This window comes from Nocardia sp. NPDC056564, from assembly GCF_042793755.1.
In the GTDB taxonomy this organism is placed as follows: domain Bacteria; phylum Actinomycetota; class Actinomycetes; order Mycobacteriales; family Mycobacteriaceae; genus Nocardia.
Genome location: NZ_JBHTUR010000001.1, coordinates 251,644 through 273,739, shown reverse-complemented (window position 1 = coordinate 273,739; position 22,096 = coordinate 251,644). Strand labels below are relative to the sequence as shown.

Genomic DNA, 22,096 nt, shown 5'->3' with positions numbered 1-22,096 from the left:
CGCGCCTACAGTCCGTGCATGAACCGAGATGGCTGAAGAACGTTGGGGAGACATGGGTTTCATCATGGGCCGTGATGGGCTCGCCGTAGCGGCGGCGCTGCTGTCGGCCGTCGTGGCGGGATGTACGTCGCCGGTGCACACAGCAGACGTGGCTAATCACTCGGCAGCGGTGACGATACGAAATGGTGACGTCACCCTCGGCGGCACGCTGACCATTCCCGACCAGAACGGTCCGTTTCCCGCGGTGGTTTTGATACCCGGCGGTGGAAAGCAGAATCGTGACGAACAGTTCGCCGGGCACAAGCCCTTTCTCGTGCTGGCCGACACGTTGACCAAGGCCGGTTACGCGGTCTTGCGGACAGATGACCGCGGCGTCGGCGCGACGACCGGGGACAAAGCGGACGCCACCTACGCAGACCTGGTGTCAGATATTCTCTCGCAGATTTCCTACCTGCGTGAACGACCGGATATCGATGGCACACGGATCGGACTGCTCGGACACAGTCAAGGCGGATCCTTGGCTCCGCTGGTTGCCGAAACAGCGCCGGACAAGGTGGCTTTCACCGTGCTCATGGCGGGACCGGCGCAGACCGGATGCGAGATCAACAGGCATCAGATGCGGGTGCAACTGCAGGCCGCCGGAACGACCTCCGCCGATCGCCTGGCGGCCGCCGACGATTCTGTCCGGACCGAATGCGACCTGCTTCGCGCCGGAAATCTCGACGAAGCGCGGCGGAATGCGCGAGCAGCGAACCAACAGCTTCCGACGGCCGAGCGGGCGCGCGACGAAGATATCGACGCGGCGATCAACCGGCAATACGCGGCCCTGGCGACTTACGACCCCGCGCCGGCATTGCGCTCGCTCAGGGTCCCCACCCTCGCACTGTTCGGAACCAAAGATGTACAGGTGGACGCAGCGGCCAACGAGCCACTGATGCGGAAACTGCTGGCGGACAACCCGAAGGCGACGGTGCACACCTTCGAAGGGGCGAATCATCTTATGCAACAGGCGGTAACCGGCCTGCCGGATGAATACGCGACCATCGAGACGACGATTGATCCGGCGGTACTCGACTACCTGAAAACCTGGCTGAACCGGGCGATGCGGAGCTGACTCGCGCCGGCTGCTCGATCATGACTTCCAGTCGACGAAACGGCTTGGCAGACAGTCGGATTCGACGGCAGCCGGAAGCTTCAGGTCGTGTGCCAGCGCGGCGAGGGCCAGCAACGACCACGCGATGCGCGGCGGCGCGGGTTCGAGCGCGGCGGCGAGCGACGCGGTGATGTCCTGCTTGGCGGAGAGCTGCTGGACGATCCGGATGCGCGGGGTCCATCGCGGGTCCGCCTGCGCCTCGGCCAGTCGTGCCAGCGCGGGCGGAAGCAGTTCGGCGACAGTGGTTTTCACGGTCTTGTTGCGCGGCCAGCGAGCGCGCTGGAGCAGCGCCGACAGCACGGTGGCATAGGCGCGGGGCACGCGCGTCGCGGCGGGATCGTCGGGCGTCCACAACTTCGGGTGGTACATCGTGGCGAACTGGCTGCGCAGGTAGAAGTCGCCCGGGCCGTTGCGGCAGATCAACGCCAGTTCGAAGGACTCGAGCCACTCGTGCACGGAGGGCGGCCCGAGGTCCTCGTCGCGCCCGGTCGTCACCGACATCCGCAGCAGCGGAAGGTCGCAGCGCGCCTGGTCCGAGGTGTGCCGCAACCGCGCCCCGAAAAATGCGCCGGTCGCGTTCGACAGGGTCAGCACGGCAGGGCGCGCGTGCGGATGCGCCATCGTCGGATCCTCGGCGGCCAGCTGCTCGAGGTAGTTCCACAGCGCGTCGATCAACGATGGCAGCCCCGCGGCGCCGACCCGATTCGCCGCTTGCGCAGCACGCTCGACGTCCTCGAACAGCGCGGTCAGCGCGACCCGGTCGGTGGGTGATGGGGATGCGGCACTCACCCGGCCCACAGTAGGTCAGTGACCCACCGCAGCCACAGCCCGGAATGTGCGGCCTTGACTGTGCCGCGGCGGCTGGGTGTCTGCTACCACCTGCCCATCCAGGAGACACGACAGCAGGAGGACACCATGACCACCGCAACCCATCCGGCGCGGACCGCCGTCCAGGCCCTGCATGCCGCGGTCCGGGCGCGCGACAAGGACGCCTGGCTGGCCAGGTTCGCCGCGGACGCCGTCGTCGAAGACCCGGTCGGCCCTTCGGATTTCGACCCCGCGGGCAAGGGCCACCGCGGCCTGGACGCCATCTCGGCGTTCTGGGACAACGCCATCGCGCACAACGAATCGATCGAGTTCCTGTTCGATGACTCCTTCGCCTGCGGGGACGAAGTCGCCTACACCGGGAGGGTCCGCAGCTACAACGGCGGCCAGGTGATCGATGCCGAGGGCGTGTTCGTCTACCGGGTCGATGCGGAGGGCAAGATCCTCGCCGTGCGCGCCTTCTGGGAGTTCGAGCGGACCATGCGGACCATGCGACCCGCCTGACCCGACCGACCGGGCGTTTCGCTCGTCACCGGCGGTGACGGAGACGCGGCCCGCCAGGTGATCGCTATCGTGACTACGAGGTCACCATTCAGTCGAACCCGGCTGGTCGACTCCAGAAAAGAGCGGCGGCGAATCATGGCGGAGGATTTGACCGTGTCTCGGGGGCTGGTGATACCCGCGTCCGAGTTGCGCGAGCGGTTCTCCCGGTCGTCCGGCCCGGGCGGGCAGCACGTCAACACCACCGACAGCCGGGTAGAGCTGTCCTTCGATCTCGCCAACTCGCCCTCGGTCCCGGAATGGCTGCGCACCCGGATGCTCGACCGCCTGGCCACCCGCCTGGTCAACGGGGTGCTGACCATTGCCGCCGCGGAGCAACGCGCCCAGCTACAGAATCGCGCCGCCGCCCGCGAACGCCTGGCCGCGCTCCTCCGCGAAGCCGCCACCGCCCCACCCCCCACTCGCCGCCCCACCAAACCCTCACGCGGAGCAAAGGAACGCCGCATCGCCGCAAAAAAGCGCCGCGCCACCACCAAACGCAACCGCCGCGCCTCCCCCGACGACTGACCGGACTACGCCGGGTCTGGGAGTGTGGGCCGGTAAGCAGATTCAGCCGACCCGGGCGAGTTCGCGGCAGAGACCGGATAGGCCGCCGGGATGTCGTGTTGGGCGGCGGCCTATCCGGTCCTGTTCAGGTGAATGATGGTGTTTACACTGGGGCGATTACGATCGTTGAATTGCCGTCCGTACCCGGCACGCCGGTGGTGGCGCACAGTTGCAGGTTGGTGATCGATGTGTAATCGCCGACGCCGCTGAAATGGTCGTTCGAGAACCAGGTACCGCCGGTGACGGTGCCGGTCCAGACGAAGGTTCGGGTACCGTCCTCGCGCGGCACGGTGGAGACGGTACCGGTCAAGGTGCTGGTGCCGTCCGGCTCGTCTTCTCGGACGTAATACCATTTGTCGTTTTCGACGACCCCTTGTGCGAGGACCTGCTGCGGTTGCGTCTGCAGGCAGCCGGTCACGGTAGTCACCTTGCCGCCGTACTTACCGCCCCAGGTACCGATGCTGGGCAGGGTCGTCGAGAAGCACGAGTAGGTGCCCGACCAGGTGATGGTGGTCTCCCGCGCGGTGTTCTGCAGCGGCGGATCGAAGGTGTAGTGGATCGGCCCGGCGCAGGTCGCATCGAGCGGCGAGGGCGCTGCGGAAGCGGTGCCGGACAAGGCAACCGTGAGCATGGTCGCTGCGGCAAGGATGACCGTTGACGCTACGGCACGTGACAGCCGCGCGCGCCGAACGGAACGGCCGGGCGGGGGTGTGGCGGTAGTACGCCAAGCAATTCGAATAGACATGGTCGAACTTCTTCGTTCTCTGGTGGGTAGACCCCGAAACCAAGATTTCCATCGCAATGTCGAGGCGACCATAGAGCCCGCCTGAATATCGAAATGAAAGGTTCCGATCCCTGAGGCATCGATAATTTCACGAACTATCACCGTGAATAGACATGACCCGACATACATTGTTCACCAGAAGTGGAGAATCTACCGTGTCTACACAGCCGGGCCGGCGAATGGGATTCCTTACTTCACCCATCGGTCTCAATTTATGGCCAACCCGAAATCCGGATTACTCATCCTACGCTCGAGATCATCAATGTCCATAGTTCACCATGTCGAAACGGGCATGAATCCATCTCGGGATCATCACTACCTGAGACGCCATGTGCACCACACCGCCGACCAAGACAAGATGCCAGGTACCCGTAGCGGCCCTCAGCAATCCAACCGGCGAACAACGAGTCCGGTCGCCATCAGGGTTAGGTGTCGAGTCACGCACATACCGACGCGCCGAGCGGTTCGATCGGTTTACGACGGCGGGATCGTCCGAAACGCCCTTGTTATGAGCGCGCCGCCGACGGTAAGCCCGGCCGGTCCGGACTGAGCCGTCGGCGAGCGCCAGGCGTTAACCGTTCATGCCGTGAGCCATAGGCACGGCGGCGGACGTCGGGTGGCCGCGCTGTCATGACCCGTTCCACCGAGCCAAGTCTTCATGAGCGGCAATTGCCGGCGGCATTCGGATTGCACTGAACCTTGACCTTATATTTTTCCGGTTGATCAGCCTTCGCCTTTGCGATACTTTCCGGAGTCAAGGCGAGTTTATTTCGAAGAATTTCGGTGAAGTTCTCCATGTCCCTATCGGCGTCCTCGCGTTCGTCTTGGTTCATATCCGCAAGATTTTTGTCGGCCTTCTGCTCAGCGTGCAATCTGGCGGCAACGGGGATGGCTTCCTCTATACCGTCCGGATCCTCACGCAAGATGAGGTCCATGTTCCTCTTGAACTTCTGGTCAAAGAACTCCGTCATGCCATCCTCGGTCTCGCGACCAGAATAGGATTTACCCTTGTTCTCTACGGCAATCATCTTCAGCAGTTTCGCGAAAGACCTCACGTCTTCGCATATCCGCTGACGCGAATACGGGTTGAATACCGTGGATCCATCATATCGGATACTGAAGTAGTGTGATGTTTCAATCGGATCTCGGTTGAACACGTCCGCCGCGGTCGAAAATATTCGAATATTCCCAGTGTCGTACGGCGCTTCATCTTGAATTTTCGGAAACTCCGCATACCACGGTGCACTTCGCTCGGTTTTACCACCACCTGCGCACATGAAAGCGGTGATAAACTGCGCCTGCGCCTGCTCTTGGGCTTCGGAGGCTTCGGAAGCGGAGGCGGGGCCCGCCGCGCCGCCGAGCATCAGTGACCCGGAAACTCCGATCAAGAAGGCCCGTCGCCAGGCCGTGCGATACAGCATTAGTTCCTCCTCGGTTGTCTGCGATGCATGGAGGTGGCGGCTGACACCGGGCTCGATGCGATTGTCACCTCATGTGACCCCTCAACACCGGGTATTCGACACGACGACCCGCGCGGATCGGGATCAGTTCAAGGAATTTCTCGATGAAAGCGATAGCCGTGTTCTCCACCAACCTGGCTGATGTCGATGCCGCAGGCTTCCAAGATCCTCGGCCCGACAGCAACCCGCCGGGCGGAGGTGACCGGGCCGAAGTGGCGGACCTCGCGCATCCATCAGACGTAGCGTTCGATCTCGCCCCGGTTCGTCGTCCTCGGCGGCGCGGTGAAGATTTTCCAGCCGCGGCGATGAGTTTTCCGGACCGCCCCCGTCCTTACTGGTGAACGCGCCACCAACCCGGCGCTACCGACCAGAAGGAACAAGAGATGACCGCCATCGCCGCCACCCAGACCACCGCCACCACCCGCCCCGGCAAGATCCGCAACCGCGTCCTGTGGACCTTGCAGATCGTGCTCGGCCTGTTCTTCATCATCGCCTCCGGCGGCCCGAAGCTCGTCATCCCGCAGACCCTGATGGAAAACAACGCCACCGCCTTCTCGATCCCGTTGGCGCTGCTGGTCTTCATCGGCCTCGCCGAGGTCGCCGGTGGCATCGGTCTCCTGGTGCCCCGCCTGACCGCGGCCGCCGCGATCGGCCTGGCGATCGTCACCTTCCTCGCCGCCGGCTTCAACGCCTTCTTGGCCGGCACCCCGGAATTGGCCCCGTTCCCGCTGGCCCTCACCGCCATCTTCGCCTGGATCGCCTACGAACGCCGGGCCTCGCTCACCACCCAGCGCACCCTGTTCGAGCGGTAACCCACCCTGACGCCCGGCTACCGGCGGCGCCCTGCCGCCGGTAGCCGCGTTGTGCGTTGCGGAGACGGTCCGGTCGGGGTTGGTCGGCTACTCAGCATTGGCGATTTACCGGGCAGCGAGCATCGCTGACCTGCGTTCGCGGCCGCGGGCGCGTCGTCGTGGAACGGCCGAACGGCGCTGTCCGGCGAAATTCGCGTACCGGGGGCGTGATGCTCGCCGGGGACGAGACCCGTCCAAACTGTGCGCGGTCTCGAATGCTATTCGGCTGTTCAGGCAGTTCGAAGGTCGTCCGCGCAGGTCCGCGGACCGGCTGGGCCCGTCGATGAATCTCGAGGAGACGACTGAATGCACATAGCAACGATCACCCGCGGGGCCGCGCTCGCGGTACTGGGGTTAGGCAGCACGCTCACCATTCTCATTGCCGGCGCTCCGGCCGGCGCGGTTCCGTCCGGCGATGCGGCACCGGCGGATCCGCCGTCGGCTTCCGCCGAGGAGATCAGCGACCAACCGGATTGGGTGATCGACCCCAAGGTGAAGACGATAGACGCCTTCAACAAAAGCAAATGGGGCAAGCTGAGCGGAAGAGTCGTGGCTGCCGCATGCAGCAACGCTAAAAACTTCTCTGACTCGGGAATATCGGAGTGGTGGGATACCTTCGATCTTTCACCGCTCACTTTCCGGCAGTCGCCCACCAAGGCGGCGATAGCTCTAGTCTTCAATCCCGACAGCAAATATGCACCGCCGGCGGGCTCCACCTCTGGCCCAGAACTCCAGCGGTACGCGCTGGACAAGTTCTGCAACGCGGACGAGGTGCGACGAGAATTCCTCGGTGCTTTGAAGAAGTTTTCCGAGCAATACGGCGGAAAGCTCAAGCCAGGCAAGGACACCGACTTCGCCCTTGTCCAGTTCGATATAAAGAAGACGCAGATGCAGGAAGCTCTGGTCATCGCAGAAGGCTTCCTGAAGAAGTCCGCCCCCGACGACGGACTGTAAACGAGGCAACCGGCCATCGCTCGACCGAGTTCGCCGCGGGCGGAGACACCGATACCGACGTGTTCGGTGGTGCGCGCGGCGAACCCGGCACCAGCCGGGTCAGCAGTCCGCCCACGACACCCGTTCGACGCCCCCGCACATAGAGGGGCTAGCCGCGCACGTCGGGGTTGTGGGGCTGCAACGTCACACATCTGCGTTACCTGGTCCATCGGTAAGGGAGCGAGCACTCCGGCTCTGGTAACCGGCAAACGCGGCGGCCGCGAAGTGCACCGGCGTGGCGCACATAGAGAGCGATCATTGCCGATTCTCGCCTCGCGGACGTGGAAATGCGCGGTCGTCCACCTGATTGCGATATGAGAAGTGCTGTCGTTCAGTCGATTTGGGCCGCCGGCGACACGCTCTGCGTGCGGCCGTCCCTGCGGCGCGGGCTCGGCGAAGAGCCCCTCGATCGCTGTCGGCAAGCCCGGCGTCATTCACGCTGACCGACCGGACAGTCCGGTAGCATCCGGCTCGCGTCGCAATTAAGTAGCCGGGTCGAGGTCCACGGAGAGGATCGGTCGGGGCATGGCAGAGATTGTGATCGGACGGCGTGCGCTGTTGAGCTCCGCGGTTGCCGCGGGAGCCTTGGCCACGGGAGCGTCGACCGTGGCGTGCGGGGTGCCCTCGGCGCGCACCGATTCCGCTCGGTCCATGGACCGGAGCGTGCAACTGGCCAGGGAGATGCTGCAGGTCGACGCGGACGGCAAGGATCTGAAGCTGGCCTATCTGCGGACGCTCATCGACACCGGCTTACCGAAAACCACTGCACCCAAACGGGTTCTGGTGATCGGCGCCGGACCGGCCGGGTTGACCGCCGCCACGCTGCTCGCCGAGGCCGGGCATCAGGTCACCGTGATCGAGGCCAACGGCAGCCGAACCGGCGGCCGGGTCAAGACCTTTCGCGGGGTGTTCAGCGATCCGGCTCTCTACGCCGAGGCCGGCGCGATGCGCCTGCCGAGCGCACATCCGATGGTGCTCGCCCTGGCCGACAAGCTGGGCCTGCGGCGACGGCAGTTCCACAACGCCGATGTGGCGCCGGAAGCCCGCTCCGCGCCGGTCACCCCGGTCGCCTATCGATCATTTACCGGCGAGCAGTGGACCAACGGGCCCGCCGCCGAGTTCGCGCCACCACCCGCGGCGGGACGCAGCTTGATCGACACGAACGGCACGATCGTCAGCCGCGCCGCCTACGCGGGAGATCCCATGGCGGTGCACCGCGGCTTCGGCATCGACCTCGCCACCCCGGCCCGCAGCGCGCTCGACCGCGCGCTGCACAAGGTCGGCGTCCCCGACGACTGGCCGCTCGAACGCCGGATTGACGGCTGGGCAAAGGTTTTCAACACCTACGAGGACTACTCCACCCATCGGTACCTGATGGAGCACGGCTGGAGCCTGTCGCATCTGGCCGCGGTGGGCACCCTGGAGAACCTGACCTCCCGGCTGCATTACGGCGTCATCTCCGCGATGGTCGACCACGCCCTGATCCGGCCCGATGCCAGCTACTGGGAACTCGAAGGCGGGACCGCGACACTGACCGACGCGCTGACCCGGAAACTCGGTTCCGCCGTGCATCAGGGCAAACGCATGACCCATATCGACCAGACCGAGCACGGCGTCAAGGTGTGGACGACCGCCGAAACCGGGAACGAACACACCGACGGCGCGCCGATCGACCCGATCGAAACGTTCGAGGGCGACTACGTCATCCTCGCGATCCCGTTGACCGCCACCCGTTTCTGCACCTTCGATCCCCCGCTCGCGTACCCGACCCGCCGGGCCATCACCGAACTGCACCACGACGCGGCCACCAAGGTATTGCTGGAGTTCAAGACCCGGTTCTGGGAGCAAGGCCCGACGGGCTTCCGCGGCGGCGGTTGTGTGTCGGACTGCCCCAACCGATTCACCTACTTCCCCTCGCATGTGCCCGAGGCCGAGGGTGGTGTCGTGCTGGCCAGCTACACCTGGTCCGACGACGCCATGCGCTGGGATTCGCTCACCGACAGCGAGCGCGTGCACTTCGCGCTCGCCGGGATGCGCCGCATGTTCGGTCCCCGCGTAGACGCCGAATTCACCGGCGTCGGCATTTCCCAGTCCTGGCAACGCGCCCGCTACGCCCTCGGCGAGGCCGTCATCCCCACCCCCGGCCAACTCCACGAACACCACGCCGCCACCCAAAACATCGAAGGCAGAATACATTTGGCCGGCGACCACACCAGCCTGAAACCGGCGTGGATCGAGGGCGCGCTGGAAAGCGGTGTGCGCACCGCCCTCGAGGTGCATCAACGCTGAGATATCTCGAACGTTGTACGACCCGATGTCCACCGACAGTTCGGTGTAGTCGATTGTCGCGCTTTGTCGTTCCCGACGAACGGCCGACCGCGGTCCGGCCCCCTCGGAGGCCAGAACGAGTTCGTGACGCAGGCTCGGAGGAAACCTGGAGCCGGCCTGGCGGGGTCACGTGCTGACAACTCAACTCGGGCTGCGTCGGCTCCGGTAGGCGCCGACGCTGGCTCGGTGTGCGCAGGTTCGGGTGCAGTACTGCTGGGAGCCGTTGCGCGAGAGGTCCACGAACGTTGCCCGGCAGGCGGGCCAAGCCGCGTGGATCGCCGAAAAGTTCTGGGTCTGGACCGACAATAACGGCCACCCCGAGGACGCGGTGTCGCGCCGTCCGGATTGTCGGTCTATCCGCGCGATATCACCCGCCCGTCGAGGCGGGAGGCCGAACTGCGGTTCACCGACCTGCGCTGGTTCGAGGAACTGCCGCACGGTGGCCACTTCGCCGCGCTCGAACAGCCGGAATCATTGGTCGAGCAGGTGCGCGGATTCTTCCGCCTCGTCCGCTGACTGTCCGTGCCACCCGATAGCAGAAGGCCCTACCCGTGTCTACGCCCAGGTCAGAGGACTGAGGATACGTAGCGGGCTGCTTCCGCCAGCACCGCCTGGTCGTAGGCGGCGTCCTTGGCCGGCTTGCTGGACATGATCGCCAGGACGATCGGGGGCGTGTTCGGGGGCCAGAGGACGGCGATGTCGTTGAGGGTGCCGTAGTCGCCGGTGCCGGTCTTGTCGGCTACGCGCCAGTCCTGCGGCACGCCGGCGCGGATGCGCTGGGTGCCGGTCAGGTTGCGTTCGAGCAGGTCGAGCAGGAGCGCGCGTTTGTCGGCGGGGAGGGCATCGCCGAGGACGAGTCGCTGGAAGTCGGTGGCGAGGGCGCGCGGAGTGGAGGTGTCGCGGGGGTCGCCGGGGGTCGCTTCGGTGATGAAGGGTTCGGTGCGGTCCATGCGGGTCACGGTGTCGCCGAGGGTGCGGAGGTAGGCGGTGAGTTCGGCGGGGCCGCCGAGGTCGCGTAGGAGCAGGTTGCCTGCGGTGCCGTCGCTGTAGCGGACGGCGGCGTCGAAGAGGGCGCCGATGGTCATGCCGGTGGCGACGTGGTCGCGGGTGATGGCGGAGCTCTTCATCAGGTCGGCGTCGGCGTAGGTGAGGACGGTGTCCAGGTGCGACAACGGGTTTCGGTGCAGGATCGCGGCGGTGGCCAGGGCTTTGAAGGTGGAGCAGAAGGCGAAGGGTTCGTCGGCACGGTGAGCGATGGTGCGGCCGGTGGCGGTGGCGAGGGCGAAGACACCGAGGCGGGCGTCGAATCGTCGTTCCAAATCCAAGAGTTGGTCGTGGCGCTCGGGAGCGACGGCGGGCGGCGCGGCCGGTGCGGATTCGGTCGCGCAGGCGGCCAACGGCAGCAGTAGGGCGCCCAGCATCGTGCGGCGGGTGATGATGTTCTGCGGCAGCGGCATTCGCCTCCCCATCCGTGATCGTCCAGTACTGCCATGGATACTGGAGACGCCGAGTTTTACGCAACTCGATTCGGCTTGGAGCGCGACGGAGACCCGCGTAGTCGCGACGCGGCGTCGAGGTTCGATGAATACACATCCCGGCTGGACCCAATCCGCTTGGCTCGGAACGATCTCCGATGAAGCACGGTGCGAGCCTGAACCTGCCGACTGCCGACAATCAAGCGTTACCGACAGTCGGACAGACGGGTGTTAGTGCGTCACGTCAAGCCGGGACTCAGTATCAATGCACCGGACAACTCTCTCCGGCAGACTAGTTGAGTTGGCAAGAAGTGCCGGTCAGTTCCCTATCCTTGATGACAGTTTTGGCGCAAAGCGCGGAGCCGGAGGACTTTCTCCTCCTGAGGTCTGCCCTCTTGCTGTACGCAACGAGGGTGTCCGTTGCTTCTCCCTTGCTGTTCACCTGCCCACTTGTCGCGGAACATCCCGAGGCTGTGAGCGTGCCGCCCTGAAATTTGGCGGTATCGCAGCTATAGGAGGTCTGGTCTGCCGCTTGGGCATCCGGTGCGGTCAATAGCCACGATCCGGCAGCCAACCCGAAAACGGTCACGAACGCTGCGAGTCGCCTAGAAGTGAAAGGCAATCCGTCCTCCTGCTCCTCGGGGCAAACCAGCCAATCCGACTCGCCTCCAATGACCTATTCGTTCCCGAACAGCCTTCGGATTGGGTCTTACCGCACGACTAAACGACCACCATCGGTGAAACCTCGGCGCTCTACGGAGCACGCGGTATCCGGACGACCTTGGCTACCTGCACCAACAGAGAACCCGGAGACCCCGCGAGCGATCGAATCACGTCTGCAGCCGCTACGGTGGCGGACGTGCATTTCACACAAAGGGGATCGGTGAAGCGCTACCTCAAACGCTACATCGCCGGCGAGCTCTACCAAATCATCACAGCGGAAGAGCCTTAGCTGACCACTTGACATCGATAGGAACATCTTTAGCGCGACCGGTTCCAACCCGCACACCTGCCCGTCGGATGAGCCACAACCCGGACTCACCCAACAGGCCAACCCCAAGACCTCTGCGGGGTCCTGACCTAAAGGGCGTCATTTATCAAGTGCTGATTTCGAGCCAGGCGGCGGTGTTGTCGTCAGTGGGTTGCCGAAAGATATCGTTCGTGCAGTATCTGTTTGAGGTCCAGTGCTGGCTGACCGCTGCCAGCGATGGGCGCACGGAGTGTGTCTTGGCTGGTACCGGCCGAAACGATCACGAGAGTTCGTTGTAGGGCTTCCAGGCTGGTGCCGATAACGACGGTTCCGAGGTCTGTGTCGTTGTGGGCGTGGAAGGTTTGATCGTCGACCAAGCCTAGTGTCGAGGGTGTGATGTGAAGCTCGGAGCGAGGGACCGCAGGTATGCGAGTGAGATATTTGGCTCCGGTGCGCTGCAGGATCGCAAGTTTGGCGATCTGGCGAAGGCCGGTGTCGGTGCAGTCGGTAAGGAAGTACTCGAGCACCTCCAGATCGTCTTCGGTGAAGTCGACGGTGCTCGAGACGCTATTCGGGTGAACTCGGTAAGCGTAAGTGGTATCGGGGGTTCGGGTGATGGGGATACCGGCCGTGGCGAAACGCAGCCACAGGTCCCAGTCTTCGGCGTACCGGATCCGCCGGTATCCGCCGACTCGGTGGTAGTCACGCATGCTGTACAGGCATCCGATACCCACGTAGTTGCCGATCAGTAGATGCATGAGCTGGTCGGGTGGGTCCGGGCAGAACTCAACGACCGGCTGGTGGCGACCCGATGAGTTCGGTTCCGTGTCGAACATTGCCAGACGGTGAGAGGCAATGAGCCCCGGCGAGCGTCGATAGGCGTCGGTCATGACCGCGATATGGTTGGGTAGGAACATGTCATCGACGTCGAGTTGGGCAATGAGTTCGGTGCCCACGGCGGCGATCGCGATCTGTCGAGCCTGCGATACTCCGACGTGGCGCGGAAGCCGAATTACTTCTATCGGAAGGATCGCTGCCCAGCGCATGGCGCGATCGTAGGAGTCGTCGTCGGAGCAATCGTCGACAACCACAATTTGTTCGGCAGGAACAGTCTGGGCAGCAAGCGAACCCAGGGCCTGGTCGATGAAGTCGCTGCCGTTGCGCACCGGAATGATCACGGCTGCACCGCTGTTTGCTCGACGAGCCCGCCGTGTGGTCCGGCGAGCGTCGTCTGTGGCGAGGTGCGGTTCCTGATCCACATGGGCTCGACCGGTGACGTGGCTTGTCGGGTCGAAGTCGAACTGGTCACGCATGTCGGGGTCTTCGCCGATGAGCAAGTTCTCCTGTGTAGCCACAGTCGGTACGCAGCACACCGCACGTCCGGAGAACCGTTCGGCGAAGTAGATGTCGATCGCGCGATGCTCGGTGATCCAACGCCGCATGCCCGCCTCATCAGCGGGAAGTTCGGCGAGCAGTCGCTCGAAGACAGGACCGTTGTAGGCGATGGCGTGGGTGGTCGTCATTCCCGCTGCGTCGGCCAGATGAGCACAACCATCGAGCGGCACAAGCGGATTCATCCAGCGGGGCGCGCAATGATGGAAACCACCCAGGTAGAACAGGTCCCATTGCCGAGAGCTGAGTTCGCGCAGGCTTCGCCGCAAAATCCAGGGTGTCCCGGTCAGGAAAACCGCGTCGTCTTCGAGGACCAGGACATTGCCCATACCGTCACGCGCAGCGGCGGCCAGGACGGCGCGATGGGAGAGAGCGCAGCCGACAGCGGGATCCCCGGGTGTGGCGATCGCCGGCAGGCGCAGCACCCGATCCTCGATGCCCAAGGCACGAAGCCGGTGTCGGATCCGGTCGAGGCGATCGGGGCGGTTGTCGAGGTTGAGGCAATAGATGGCGTCGAAGTAGCTGAAAGGGTTGTCGCGCTCGCTTTCCCACCGCTTCAGGGTCTTCTCGAACTGTTGTGGGCCTTGGTCGTGGCGGTAGTGCGCGATCACCTGTTCGGTCGGTAGTCCGAGTTCTTCCCAGCCGATCATGTGGTTACGGAACCGTTCCCAGGCCGAATACGCAGCGGCAGGCCGATCGGGTCGGTCGAAGCGATGGGTCCAGCGTAGGAACGGCAAACACAGCACCCGGCGTCCGGCGGCTCTGAATTTGGCGTGTATATACCCTTCTTCGCCGCCGTGGCCGGTAAAGCGCGGGTTGAATCCCAGCCAAACGGCTTTGCGGCAGGCAAACAAACCCATACCGTGCATACCGATTTCGAACGGCGGCGCGTCGGGATCGAGGCCACGCGGATCAGGCACCAGGCTGAAACGCCCGAACATACCCGCGGCCCACACCGGGTCACTGTGGGTGGCCACGCTGGTCATATCCTCATCCGCCAACGGCCCCTGCAGCAGGTCCCTACTGTCGGGGTTCGCGTCGCTGAACGCCAGCAGGCGAGCCAACGCTCCCGGTGCCAGCAACACATGGCAGTCGATGCACAGCACCCAGTCCGCGCGAGCTTCGCGGATCATTCGGTCCTTCACCGCTGCCGGACCCCGCAGCTCACCGGCGGGCAGGTATCGCATCTGCGGTATCTTGTCCGCCAGTTCTCGCAGGGCAGCCGACACTCTGCCGTCGGAGCCGTTGTCGGCGACCAGGATCTCGATCCGGTCACTCACCTCGGGGTGATACAGGCTCAACGCGGTCACGGTGAAGTACACCCCGTCGTAGTCATCGCGAGTCGCCATCCCCACCGTCAACGCCGGACGTCGAGACCGGCTATGAGTCGATGCTGCTTCGGACGCACTGCGATCGTCCGTGGTGGTCATGGCAGCCATCCGTGGAAACTGAAGTAGCCGTCGAGCAACTCCGTTCCGCGGCATGACACTTCGCTGATCTCGTGCCACGACGTCGCGGGGAAGAACACAATCGAGTCATGGCGTGGCGCGATTTCGCGGAAGGTGTCGGCGCAACCAGGTTGTCCGTCGATGACGGTCATGTCGAAGACCCGCAGCACGCCCCCGTCGAAAGCGCGAGGGCGCCGATACAACTGGTACACGAACGCCACCTCTCGGTCGGTCACCGCGTTGCCCCAGCCGGCGTCAGGGTGTGGCGGGCGGCATCCCGCTCTCAGCATCAGGAAGTTGTAGGCCGCGGCACCGTCGTGGCTGTCGAAACCCAGCATCGCGGCCGCCGTCGGCGCCAAACGCGCAACCACATCCTCCAGCACCGGAACCCGCAGTTGGTCGTGGGACGCACACCAGGTCAGGTCGACCGCTGCTTCGGCTGCAGCGGCCGACCACGCAGAACATGTCTGCGCCAGCAACTCATCGGCGGCCTGGGCACCGAGCACGTTATCGAACCGGCAGAAGCTGGCACCCAGCACCGGAGTCATCGATGGCACCACAAATCACCCGCCCACTCGAACCAACAAAACCTGGATCCCCTGCGGTACACCGCGTAATCGCTACTGCGGCGGATGGTATTTCAGCGAGATACCGCCTGCGCTAATTTCATTCTGGTAGCGGAGGGTGCCATTAGATTTCGACTCGTCATGGTCACCGGTACAATTTCGGCTCTTCGGATAAATAGTAACGCTGTACCGCGCGTTATCATCGTCGCCCGTGCTCGTGATTTCCACATATTTAGCGCTGGACGGCGCGGGAATGGCCTTACAACTCGTCAAGGGCTTGAATTTTACCGGTTCGCCCACCGGCATACGGTCGTCGTCTCGGAACTGAACCTCGATGGCGTCAGCACCGGCTTGAGGAACCTGGGCCTGAGTCACCGCAACCAGCGGGCCGAACACCACAGCACCACCACTAACCAACGTCGCCGCGCCCATCAACGCCGCAGCGCGGGAACAAAACTGTCCAGACGACTTCATCCAAGCCTCCCTGTCTCATCCACAACGCACCCCGAAGACACCCTGCCGTCGAGGTAGACCTGACCACACGACAGCCAAGCACCAGATAGTCATTCGACGCCGACGACATACCGGATGGCAACAATCTCGGCTAATACTCCGCACACCCCAGCCATGCCCGGCGCCGCGCGCGATACCTGGTCGACTGTCACGAATGGCCAGACAACCGCTTTATGGTCGGATCTAATTGGTTGGTGGACGCTGTTGCTCCTACGCATGACTGACACGTACCCAGCGCGCCGAGCGCAGAGATGTTTTGCGTCGTCGCTGGGCGGGCGTTCTTCACCTCGAGATCGCCTGCCGCGCAGGTGCCCTTTCCGCTGTTCGTGCACGGCGGGGTGGTTATTTCCCGGCCGCCCCGCCGACGTCTTCTACCGTCGACACCACGGCATTGCCGCCGAGCACGCGCTCGACGACACTGCATCACCACCGCGGGTTCGTTATTCGACTGTCTCGGTGGACATTCGCCGATCCAGGTACCAGAGGCGGTCGCGGCTCCACGGCAGGGACCGCCGGAAGCGATCCTGCTCGGGATGCGCGGCCAGGTAGTCACGCAGTTCCCGGCCGTAGCCGAGGCAGACCGCGACTCGATCGGCCACGATGGCGGCGTACAGCCCCAGGTATTCCTTCCCGTAGGCGTCCAGGACACACGCCATCGTGATCACCACGGCACCCGGCAGACCGACCACGAGCAGCGACGCCCCGGCGATGGCCCCGAACGCCAGGATCTGCGCGCCCACGAAGAACACGGTGGGCAGGTCGGCTTTGCTGGCGACCTTGCCACGAGCCGTCACGCCCACGGCTGCGATCATCACCACCGCTGTCACCGCTCCGGCCAATCCCGTCACGACCGAGGCTGGTCTGCGATACAGGCCCGTCAGCCGACGGGCGTACGACGGGCCGATCAGGTTCAGTCCCAGTCCCCAGGCGCACTGCACGCGCAGGTCACGAGGCGTCGGTTCGATCAAATCCTCGCTGTTCACCACGATCATCGCCCGCGGGCGGAACATCACACCCGTTCTCAACGCATCGCGCACCACCAGCGAATACTTCGCGCTGTCCACCCCGGCCGCGTGCGCGACCGTCGTCCACGCGGGTGTGAGCAGCGCGGCTTCGTCGGCTGTTGGTGTGCGCATCCGCGAAACGAGCCGCACCCTGGGCCGGTAGCGGGCGATCACGCACCAGATCAGCCAGATCACCGGGAGGATCCATTGCGGCCACCCCAACTTTCGGTCGAGCCACCCCAGCAGCAGTACCGTCACTACCACCAGCGGCAGGCTGACCAGCAATTGCGCCACGAATATCACGCTGCGTGGTCGCCGCAGCCACGACAGGTCCGCCAGCGCGGCAGCCTGTTCCCCTGTGCTCATCTGTCGATCATGCGGCGAACACGCCCGCGCGGCAATACTTTTCGCTGGCCAACTCTACGGTTCTCGGTTGGCCCGAATACTGGATCTCGAGCCGGAGACCCATTACACCTGAGCCCGATACAGGGTGGCGGCAACAAACTTAATGCTGCTACGCAGCGACCTGCTGTAAATGGTTGGGTGCGCAGCGCTGGTTCGCTGGCCCGGGTGAACGTCATTCAGACGCCGAGACCGCTTCCGCCGCAACAGATGACGAGAACTGTAAGGTGTCTCGAAAGCCTCAGCGATGCAAGCGACATCGGAGCCTCAGCCGGCGAACGGGACCAGTACCCAGGTTCGGTGCGAACACACGCACTGACCGATCGCCGGGCACCGGCCAGCCGGTCCAGGCTGTCGCCGTGCGGCAGTGCCCACCAACGAATCTGGACGATGGTCCAACGCGCACCCAGCGGCAATTGCGGATATTGGAGAGGTCAGGTCGTCAGTCGTCCGAGGCGACGACGAGTGTCATGACGCGGCTGGACCGGTCGATGGCGACGATCTCGTGAAAGCCATTGCCAGCTCCGACAACCCAGCCCCAGTCGTGTTCGGCATCTTGGCCCAGACTGGGAAGTTGGAACACTGCACTGTCTGCCAGCACCGGGTAGAGCCACCGGTTCAACTCCTCTTGAACGGCGGCAGATACGGCGCCGCCGGCCCGGTCTGCCCACTGCTGTAGTGAGAGTTGAGCGGTTCGCGGGCTGAGCTGGTTGAAGCTGTCGGCAGAAATGCGGTCGAGCCGGTAGCGCCCGTGCAGGCTGGGCGAGCCTTGGTCGTCGGGACCTCCACCGGCGTAGCTGTCGCGATATTGCGGGTGGCAGACCAGTGCGGCGAGCAGGTCGGTGTCGGGCCGATCGGCCGTGATCCGGAACGCCTTCAGGCTTACCCAGTGATATGTGCCGGAATCCAGATGAATCATCCGCTCGTGATCGAATGCGATCGGGTCGTCCATAGTGTGAGCGTGCCACGGGGCCACCCCTGGACCGAGGACCGACTCCAGTCCACCGGAGCCGGCGACCGAGCGCCCACGATGAGTGCGTTCGGTGCGACGCGACGACACGCGCTGTAACCGATGTGCTTGCTCAGCGGCAGCCAGTTGCCTCCGATAATCGTGCGGTGTCCTACTACGGCATCCACGACTACCAACCACGCTGGCTCACAGGACGCGCCACCATCGAATCCGTTCACGGCCAGCGGCTGAGCGGTCTCGTCGGCAGGCCGCTGTCCAAATCCTGGCTGGTCTGGGACCAAACCAACGACGAGTGGTTCGCCGACTGCCCGGTACTGCTGGACTTCGACGGAGAACAGGTCGAGATCACTCACCAGAAATTCGACGAACTGTCCATCACCTGGAACAGCATCGATCCCCATCGGCAGCGTTCCTGGTCAGACCCCGAAGACCCCGATCCAGAGATCCACGCCTTCCACCTGTCCTGGCGATCCGACGCCGTTCACGCGCTGACCGCACTCGAGGGCCAGCCGCTGCTCGCTGTCGACCTGCTCGAATGGACAAGCCGGCGAGCCGATCTCGCCGCAGGCATGACCGCGGTCAGCTTCACATTCGCAGATAACCGAGTGACGATCAGCAACGGACTCGACGAGAACGCCCTCGAATTCGGTACCCCACCGGCCGACTATCGCCGATATCCACTCCACGACTGACGGCCAGCCGGGCTGGCCGGTTCGGTCAGCGCCATTCGGCAATATCGGATGTTCTGCGCGGCAGTCGATCTCGCCGCGCAGAACGCCCGCCCCGCGGCATGGGAGTGCGAAGCGATGGGCGAGCCTAGCGGTGGAATCTTGTGGTCTCGCAGAGTTTCGCGCGGGGGATCCTGGTGTGGTTGACCGGAGCCGCTGTGTCGGCATAGCCGAAGGACACTCCGAAAAGCACCTTGCCATCGGTGATTTCGAGTTGGTCACGGATCGTGTTTCCGTAGAAGCCGAGCAGGCCCTGTGGGCAGCTGGCGATTCCGTAAGCAGTCATGGCCAGCAGTAGGGTCTGTCCGTACATGCCGATATCGGCGGCCATCCGCTGGTCGGCCGTGGGTGGGGCGAAGATCAGCGCGACGTGTGGCGCGCCGTAGAAGCGCAGGCTTTCCGCGTTGTGCGCCTCGCGCGCTGGGTGATCGTCACGGGCGATGCCGAGAGCTGCGTAGACCGTTTCGCCGAAGTGCTTGCGGCGTCGGCGATGTAGGTCGGTATAGAGATCGTCCCGGTAGGGGAAGTCCACGGACAGGTGCTGCTGTGCGTGCGCAACCAGTAATGCCTCGCTCAGTCGGTCGCGTGCCGGACCGCTGACCACTTCAACGGTCCATGGCTGGGTGTTGGAATTCGACGGCGCCGCACCGGCCAGCGAGAACACGGCCCGCATCGTTGGCTCCGCGACCGGATCCGCGTGGAAGGACCGCACGGCGCGGCGGCCGCGGATCAACTCTTCCGCGTAGTGGGACAGATGGTTTCGCATGGTCGCGTTCTGATCCATCACAGCCTCCGTTTCGGTCGAACTACTCAAGTAGTCGCAATCGTTTACATAACGCGGCGAGGCTACCACGCGACAACTGGTTAAGTACACGGTTGTGTATGCTTTGCTAATGAGTGAGCGGCAGGAGGTTCGGCGTCGCCGGGGCCGAGGAGGGCGCGAACGCATCCTTGCCGCGGCGACCGCACTGTTCGAGGCGCAGGGCATCGCCGCGACGAGCATGGAACAGGTCGCGGCCGCCGCACCTGTCTCCAAACGCACGCTGTATCAACACTTCCCGACCAAGGACGAACTGGCCGTCGGCTATCTGCGTCACCTCGCCGAATCCGGTCGCACCATCAGCGCCGCCCTGGACCGCGACGACCTGCCGCCCCGGGACCGCCTCCTGGCCCTGTTCACCCTCCCGGCCGAGGTCGACACCCCGATCCGCGGCTGTCCCTTCATCGACGCCGCCGCCGAATTCCCCGACCCCCACAGTCCAGCCCACCGCTACGCGGCCGCCCAAAAGCGCCGGATGGTCACCCACCTCACCGAACTACTGGCATCCCTCGGCGCCGCCGACCCACGAACCCTCGGCGAACAACTCGCCCTCCTCGCCGACGGCGCCGCCAGCCGCGCGATGGTCCTCAACGACACCGGTTGTTGCGACTATGCACGAGAAGCCGCACGGATACTGCTGGACGCCGCCATACCCGCCGAGACCGGGACATCACCACACTGAACCCCACACCAAGGCGCGATCCTCCTGGAAACTCGGAAGGACCGAACTCGACACCGCATAATCGGCATTTCCGCGCGTTGGGAAGCCGTGTCACTCAACGGATTCGGACGGCCGACCAACGCGCACCTAGCGGCAACAGAGTGCGTGGTAGGACGCGACCTGGCAGGCGTGTGCACTGAAGCCGGCGGGCCGAGGCAGCGGGCTTATTTGCGTCGGCGGGGCTCGAAGTCCAGTCCAGGCACGACGCCGTGCCTGGAGGGCAAGACGGACAAGGTCCTAACAGAATCTCCTCGGACTCGATGGGTGCTCGACGCACACTGCGGCGCGGTCAGGGGCGGGTGGTGAGGGCGGGCCAGAGGGTGGTGGTGAGCTGTTCGGGCAGGCTGGCGCGCGCAGCGGCGGCGCCGCCGCGCGGGAACGCGCCGAAGACCATGGTGGCGATGGTGCGGGTGTCGATATCGGCGCGGACCGCGCCGCGCTCGATGAGTTGGTGCAGGACGTGTTCGATCTGGGTGACGCGGGGTTCGACGGCGCGGGTCACGACGTGGGCGAGGAGTTCAGGCACGCGTTCGGCTTCGCTGATGAACCCGCCCTGCCCGAAATCGGCCGCGCCGCAACAAAAACGGCAGGCAACCTGACTTGGCTCGAGATCGCTGATCTTGGGTAGGGTGCTGGCTGTTGAGCTGTGGTTTCGTCGTGTGAACGGCGAAATCTGCGCACTAAGCCGGCCGGTTCTAGGGGGCTGCCCATCGCTTCCCGGTCACGGCTTCAGCGACAAGCCGGGGTTGTTCGTCGACGAGGTCCGGTCATTCTTCCGGCTGGTCCACTGATGGTCACCCGTTCTCGGTAAGCGGCTGGCTAAAGATCAACAAGTGCCCATCGGGTGTCCGTACGTTGAAGTCGCGCATCCCGTAGGGCCGGTCAGCCAGTGGCTCGACGATGTCGGCGCCGCGGGCGCGCAGCTCGTCGTGGCAGGAATCGACGTCGTCGACGATAACCGTCACCCTGGCCGGGCCGGCGCTGCTTTCGGCGTATAGGTGGAACTCGGCGGTGTCGCGGATCACGGCCGCGTAGCTAGGTGGGGTCTCCCAGGTGAATATGGTGTCGAATCCGAGCACGTCCGTGAAGTACGACCGCGCTGCCTGCACATCTCGGCACGGCAGCACGGGAACCGCCACCCGCATGACCATTCCATCACCTTAGCTGACCTTGGCTCGAGATCGCTGATCTTGGGTAGGGTGCTGACTGTTAGCGGTTCCTCGGCGGTAAGGGGAAGCTCTGCACGTTCACGGTAGGGCCTGCAGAGGCGGGCCGTGCGGTGAACGGAATTCCGTACCGATCGTAAGATGTGTTGCGCCACAAGATCACATTCCAAATGCGCGCCTCAGCGAGAATGCTCGCTCATCGGCAGGAGAGTGCGTCTCACCGCGGCACGACCTTATAAGCGGCAATACCGGATGTTCTGCGCGGCAGTCGATCTCGCCGCGCAGAACGCCCGCCCAGCAGCATATGCGGACATGACGTCCGCCCGATCGTTGTGCCATGGTTGCCTTCTGGTGGTGGCGATGCCGGTGATGACCACGGCGGGTATCGCAGCGTTTGTCGATCGGGCGTTCATGAGGGAC

At 64.3% G+C, this 22,096-nt stretch carries 23 protein-coding genes; 10 read left to right on the top strand and 13 right to left on the bottom strand.

Annotated elements, in window-relative coordinates; translation table 11 throughout:
- Positions 1 to 28: 28 nt before the first annotated feature.
- Positions 29 to 1,114, top strand: a complete 1,086-nt coding sequence (locus ACFQ9K_RS01390; RefSeq protein WP_378720230.1) for an alpha/beta hydrolase family protein — start codon at positions 29 to 31, stop codon at positions 1,112 to 1,114.
- Positions 1,115 to 1,132: 18 nt separating this feature from the next.
- Here ACFQ9K_RS01390 and ACFQ9K_RS01385 read toward each other — a convergent pair whose 3' ends face one another.
- A complete protein-coding gene (locus tag ACFQ9K_RS01385) occupies positions 1,133 to 1,942 on the bottom strand; it encodes a hypothetical protein (protein ID WP_378720231.1) in 810 nt (269 codons plus the stop codon).
- Between the two features lie 126 nt (positions 1,943 to 2,068).
- Between ACFQ9K_RS01385 and ACFQ9K_RS01380 the strand changes: the two genes are divergently transcribed.
- Together ACFQ9K_RS01380 and arfB are read left to right on the top strand one after the other, a co-directional pair.
- On the top strand, positions 2,069 to 2,482 hold the full coding sequence (locus ACFQ9K_RS01380; RefSeq protein WP_378720232.1) for a nuclear transport factor 2 family protein: 414 nt from the start codon (positions 2,069 to 2,071) through the stop codon (positions 2,480 to 2,482).
- Positions 2,483 to 2,617: 135 nt separating this feature from the next.
- Positions 2,618 to 3,046: an alternative ribosome rescue aminoacyl-tRNA hydrolase ArfB gene (arfB, locus tag ACFQ9K_RS01375; protein WP_378720233.1), complete on the top strand. Its 429-nt coding sequence runs from the start codon at positions 2,618 to 2,620 to the stop codon at positions 3,044 to 3,046.
- A gap of 142 nt (positions 3,047 to 3,188) precedes the next feature.
- Here the strand turns inward: arfB and ACFQ9K_RS01370 are convergent, their stop codons facing one another.
- Both ACFQ9K_RS01370 and ACFQ9K_RS01365 read right to left on the bottom strand, forming a co-directional pair.
- Positions 3,189 to 3,716 carry a hypothetical protein gene (locus tag ACFQ9K_RS01370; protein ID WP_378720234.1) on the bottom strand — a complete coding sequence of 176 codons (528 nt, stop codon included), beginning with the start codon at positions 3,714 to 3,716 and terminating at the stop codon, positions 3,189 to 3,191.
- An 809-nt stretch (positions 3,717 to 4,525) separates the two neighbouring features.
- Positions 4,526 to 5,290: a hypothetical protein gene (locus ACFQ9K_RS01365; protein ID WP_378720235.1), complete on the bottom strand. Its 765-nt coding sequence runs from the start codon at positions 5,288 to 5,290 to the stop codon at positions 4,526 to 4,528.
- A 143-nt stretch (positions 5,291 to 5,433) separates the two neighbouring features.
- Between ACFQ9K_RS01365 and ACFQ9K_RS01360 the strand changes: the two genes are divergently transcribed.
- The 4 genes from ACFQ9K_RS01360 (at position 5,434) to ACFQ9K_RS01345 (ending at position 9,462) form a co-directional block, all read left to right on the top strand.
- Complete coding sequence (locus tag ACFQ9K_RS01360; protein WP_378720236.1) at positions 5,434 to 5,670, top strand: hypothetical protein; 237 nt, start codon at positions 5,434 to 5,436, stop codon at positions 5,668 to 5,670.
- Positions 5,671 to 5,712: 42 nt separating this feature from the next.
- Positions 5,713 to 6,141 (top strand): DoxX family protein, encoded by a 429-nt coding sequence (locus ACFQ9K_RS01355; RefSeq protein WP_378982655.1) that lies wholly within the window; start codon positions 5,713 to 5,715, stop codon positions 6,139 to 6,141.
- 345 nt (positions 6,142 to 6,486) lie between these two features.
- On the top strand, positions 6,487 to 7,134 hold the full coding sequence (locus ACFQ9K_RS01350) for a hypothetical protein (RefSeq protein ID WP_378717142.1): 648 nt from the start codon (positions 6,487 to 6,489) through the stop codon (positions 7,132 to 7,134).
- Positions 7,135 to 7,698: 564 nt separating this feature from the next.
- Positions 7,699 to 9,462, top strand: coding sequence for an FAD-dependent oxidoreductase (locus ACFQ9K_RS01345; RefSeq protein WP_378717144.1), 1,764 nt, complete (start codon positions 7,699 to 7,701; stop codon positions 9,460 to 9,462).
- A 180-nt stretch (positions 9,463 to 9,642) separates the two neighbouring features.
- Here ACFQ9K_RS01345 and ACFQ9K_RS01340 read toward each other — a convergent pair whose 3' ends face one another.
- A complete protein-coding gene (locus ACFQ9K_RS01340; protein WP_378717236.1) occupies positions 9,643 to 9,741 on the bottom strand; it encodes a CGNR zinc finger domain-containing protein in 99 nt (32 codons plus the stop codon).
- 105 nt (positions 9,742 to 9,846) lie between these two features.
- Between ACFQ9K_RS01340 and ACFQ9K_RS01335 the strand changes: the two genes are divergently transcribed.
- On the top strand, positions 9,847 to 10,017 hold the full coding sequence (locus ACFQ9K_RS01335) for a hypothetical protein (protein WP_378717146.1): 171 nt from the start codon (positions 9,847 to 9,849) through the stop codon (positions 10,015 to 10,017).
- 50 nt (positions 10,018 to 10,067) lie between these two features.
- Here the strand turns inward: ACFQ9K_RS01335 and bla are convergent, their stop codons facing one another.
- From bla to ACFQ9K_RS01305, 6 genes are all read right to left on the bottom strand, one after another.
- Positions 10,068 to 10,958: a class A beta-lactamase gene (bla, locus tag ACFQ9K_RS01330; RefSeq protein ID WP_378717147.1), complete on the bottom strand. Its 891-nt coding sequence runs from the start codon at positions 10,956 to 10,958 to the stop codon at positions 10,068 to 10,070.
- 1,152 nt (positions 10,959 to 12,110) lie between these two features.
- Positions 12,111 to 14,768, bottom strand: coding sequence for a glycosyltransferase (locus ACFQ9K_RS01325; RefSeq protein ID WP_378717148.1), 2,658 nt, complete (start codon positions 14,766 to 14,768; stop codon positions 12,111 to 12,113).
- Positions 14,765 to 15,334: a 2OG-Fe(II) oxygenase gene (locus ACFQ9K_RS01320; RefSeq protein WP_378717150.1), complete on the bottom strand. Its 570-nt coding sequence runs from the start codon at positions 15,332 to 15,334 to the stop codon at positions 14,765 to 14,767. Before ACFQ9K_RS01320 ends, ACFQ9K_RS01325 begins: the two co-directional genes overlap by 4 nt.
- A 72-nt stretch (positions 15,335 to 15,406) precedes the next feature.
- Positions 15,407 to 15,826: a hypothetical protein gene (locus ACFQ9K_RS01315; protein WP_378717152.1), complete on the bottom strand. Its 420-nt coding sequence runs from the start codon at positions 15,824 to 15,826 to the stop codon at positions 15,407 to 15,409.
- Between the two features lie 479 nt (positions 15,827 to 16,305).
- Positions 16,306 to 17,235: a hypothetical protein gene (locus ACFQ9K_RS01310; protein WP_378717154.1), complete on the bottom strand. Its 930-nt coding sequence runs from the start codon at positions 17,233 to 17,235 to the stop codon at positions 16,306 to 16,308.
- A gap of 478 nt (positions 17,236 to 17,713) precedes the next feature.
- Entirely contained in the window at positions 17,714 to 18,223 is a 510-nt protein-coding gene (locus tag ACFQ9K_RS01305) for a hypothetical protein (protein WP_378717155.1), read from the bottom strand.
- 164 nt (positions 18,224 to 18,387) lie between these two features.
- Between ACFQ9K_RS01305 and ACFQ9K_RS01300 the strand changes: the two genes are divergently transcribed.
- Complete coding sequence (locus ACFQ9K_RS01300; RefSeq protein ID WP_378717157.1) at positions 18,388 to 18,933, top strand: hypothetical protein; 546 nt, start codon at positions 18,388 to 18,390, stop codon at positions 18,931 to 18,933.
- A gap of 124 nt (positions 18,934 to 19,057) precedes the next feature.
- Here ACFQ9K_RS01300 and ACFQ9K_RS01295 read toward each other — a convergent pair whose 3' ends face one another.
- Positions 19,058 to 19,753, bottom strand: a complete 696-nt coding sequence (locus ACFQ9K_RS01295; RefSeq protein WP_378717158.1) for a nitroreductase — start codon at positions 19,751 to 19,753, stop codon at positions 19,058 to 19,060.
- Between the two features lie 109 nt (positions 19,754 to 19,862).
- On the opposite strand from ACFQ9K_RS01295, the gene ACFQ9K_RS01290 reads away from it, so the two are divergent.
- A complete protein-coding gene (locus ACFQ9K_RS01290; protein ID WP_378717161.1) occupies positions 19,863 to 20,471 on the top strand; it encodes a TetR family transcriptional regulator in 609 nt (202 codons plus the stop codon).
- Positions 20,472 to 20,799: 328 nt separating this feature from the next.
- Here ACFQ9K_RS01290 and ACFQ9K_RS01285 read toward each other — a convergent pair whose 3' ends face one another.
- Complete coding sequence (locus ACFQ9K_RS01285) at positions 20,800 to 21,054, bottom strand: TetR/AcrR family transcriptional regulator C-terminal ligand-binding domain-containing protein (RefSeq protein WP_378982783.1); 255 nt, start codon at positions 21,052 to 21,054, stop codon at positions 20,800 to 20,802.
- A gap of 250 nt (positions 21,055 to 21,304) precedes the next feature.
- On the bottom strand, positions 21,305 to 21,661 hold the full coding sequence (locus ACFQ9K_RS01280; RefSeq protein WP_378717163.1) for a bleomycin resistance protein: 357 nt from the start codon (positions 21,659 to 21,661) through the stop codon (positions 21,305 to 21,307).
- Positions 21,662 to 22,096: the final 435 nt, after the last annotated feature.

Excerpts from the sequence above, each read along its gene's own strand:
- ACFQ9K_RS01390 (WP_378720230.1), top strand. The coding sequence starts at position 29 with ATGGCTGAAGAACGTTGGGGAGACATGGGTTTCATCATGGGCCGTGAT.
- ACFQ9K_RS01380 (WP_378720232.1), top strand. The coding sequence starts at position 2,069 with ATGACCACCGCAACCCATCCGGCGCGGACCGCCGTCCAGGCCCTGCAT.
- arfB (WP_378720233.1), top strand. The coding sequence starts at position 2,618 with ATGGCGGAGGATTTGACCGTGTCTCGGGGGCTGGTGATACCCGCGTCC.
- ACFQ9K_RS01370 (WP_378720234.1), bottom strand. The coding sequence starts at position 3,716 with ATGCTCACGGTTGCCTTGTCCGGCACCGCTTCCGCAGCGCCCTCGCCG.
- ACFQ9K_RS01365 (WP_378720235.1), bottom strand. The coding sequence starts at position 5,290 with ATGCTGTATCGCACGGCCTGGCGACGGGCCTTCTTGATCGGAGTTTCC.
- ACFQ9K_RS01360 (WP_378720236.1), top strand. The coding sequence starts at position 5,434 with ATGAAAGCGATAGCCGTGTTCTCCACCAACCTGGCTGATGTCGATGCC.
- ACFQ9K_RS01355 (WP_378982655.1), top strand. The coding sequence starts at position 5,713 with ATGACCGCCATCGCCGCCACCCAGACCACCGCCACCACCCGCCCCGGC.
- ACFQ9K_RS01350 (WP_378717142.1), top strand. The coding sequence starts at position 6,487 with ATGCACATAGCAACGATCACCCGCGGGGCCGCGCTCGCGGTACTGGGG.
- ACFQ9K_RS01345 (WP_378717144.1), top strand. The coding sequence starts at position 7,699 with ATGGCAGAGATTGTGATCGGACGGCGTGCGCTGTTGAGCTCCGCGGTT.
- bla (WP_378717147.1), bottom strand. The coding sequence starts at position 10,958 with ATGCCGCTGCCGCAGAACATCATCACCCGCCGCACGATGCTGGGCGCC.
- ACFQ9K_RS01325 (WP_378717148.1), bottom strand. The coding sequence starts at position 14,768 with ATGACCACCACGGACGATCGCAGTGCGTCCGAAGCAGCATCGACTCAT.
- ACFQ9K_RS01320 (WP_378717150.1), bottom strand. The coding sequence starts at position 15,334 with ATGACTCCGGTGCTGGGTGCCAGCTTCTGCCGGTTCGATAACGTGCTC.
- ACFQ9K_RS01315 (WP_378717152.1), bottom strand. The coding sequence starts at position 15,826 with ATGAAGTCGTCTGGACAGTTTTGTTCCCGCGCTGCGGCGTTGATGGGC.
- ACFQ9K_RS01310 (WP_378717154.1), bottom strand. The coding sequence starts at position 17,235 with ATGAGCACAGGGGAACAGGCTGCCGCGCTGGCGGACCTGTCGTGGCTG.
- ACFQ9K_RS01305 (WP_378717155.1), bottom strand. The coding sequence starts at position 18,223 with ATGGACGACCCGATCGCATTCGATCACGAGCGGATGATTCATCTGGAT.
- ACFQ9K_RS01295 (WP_378717158.1), bottom strand. The coding sequence starts at position 19,753 with ATGGATCAGAACGCGACCATGCGAAACCATCTGTCCCACTACGCGGAA.
- ACFQ9K_RS01290 (WP_378717161.1), top strand. The coding sequence starts at position 19,863 with ATGAGTGAGCGGCAGGAGGTTCGGCGTCGCCGGGGCCGAGGAGGGCGC.
- ACFQ9K_RS01280 (WP_378717163.1), bottom strand. The coding sequence starts at position 21,661 with ATGGTCATGCGGGTGGCGGTTCCCGTGCTGCCGTGCCGAGATGTGCAG.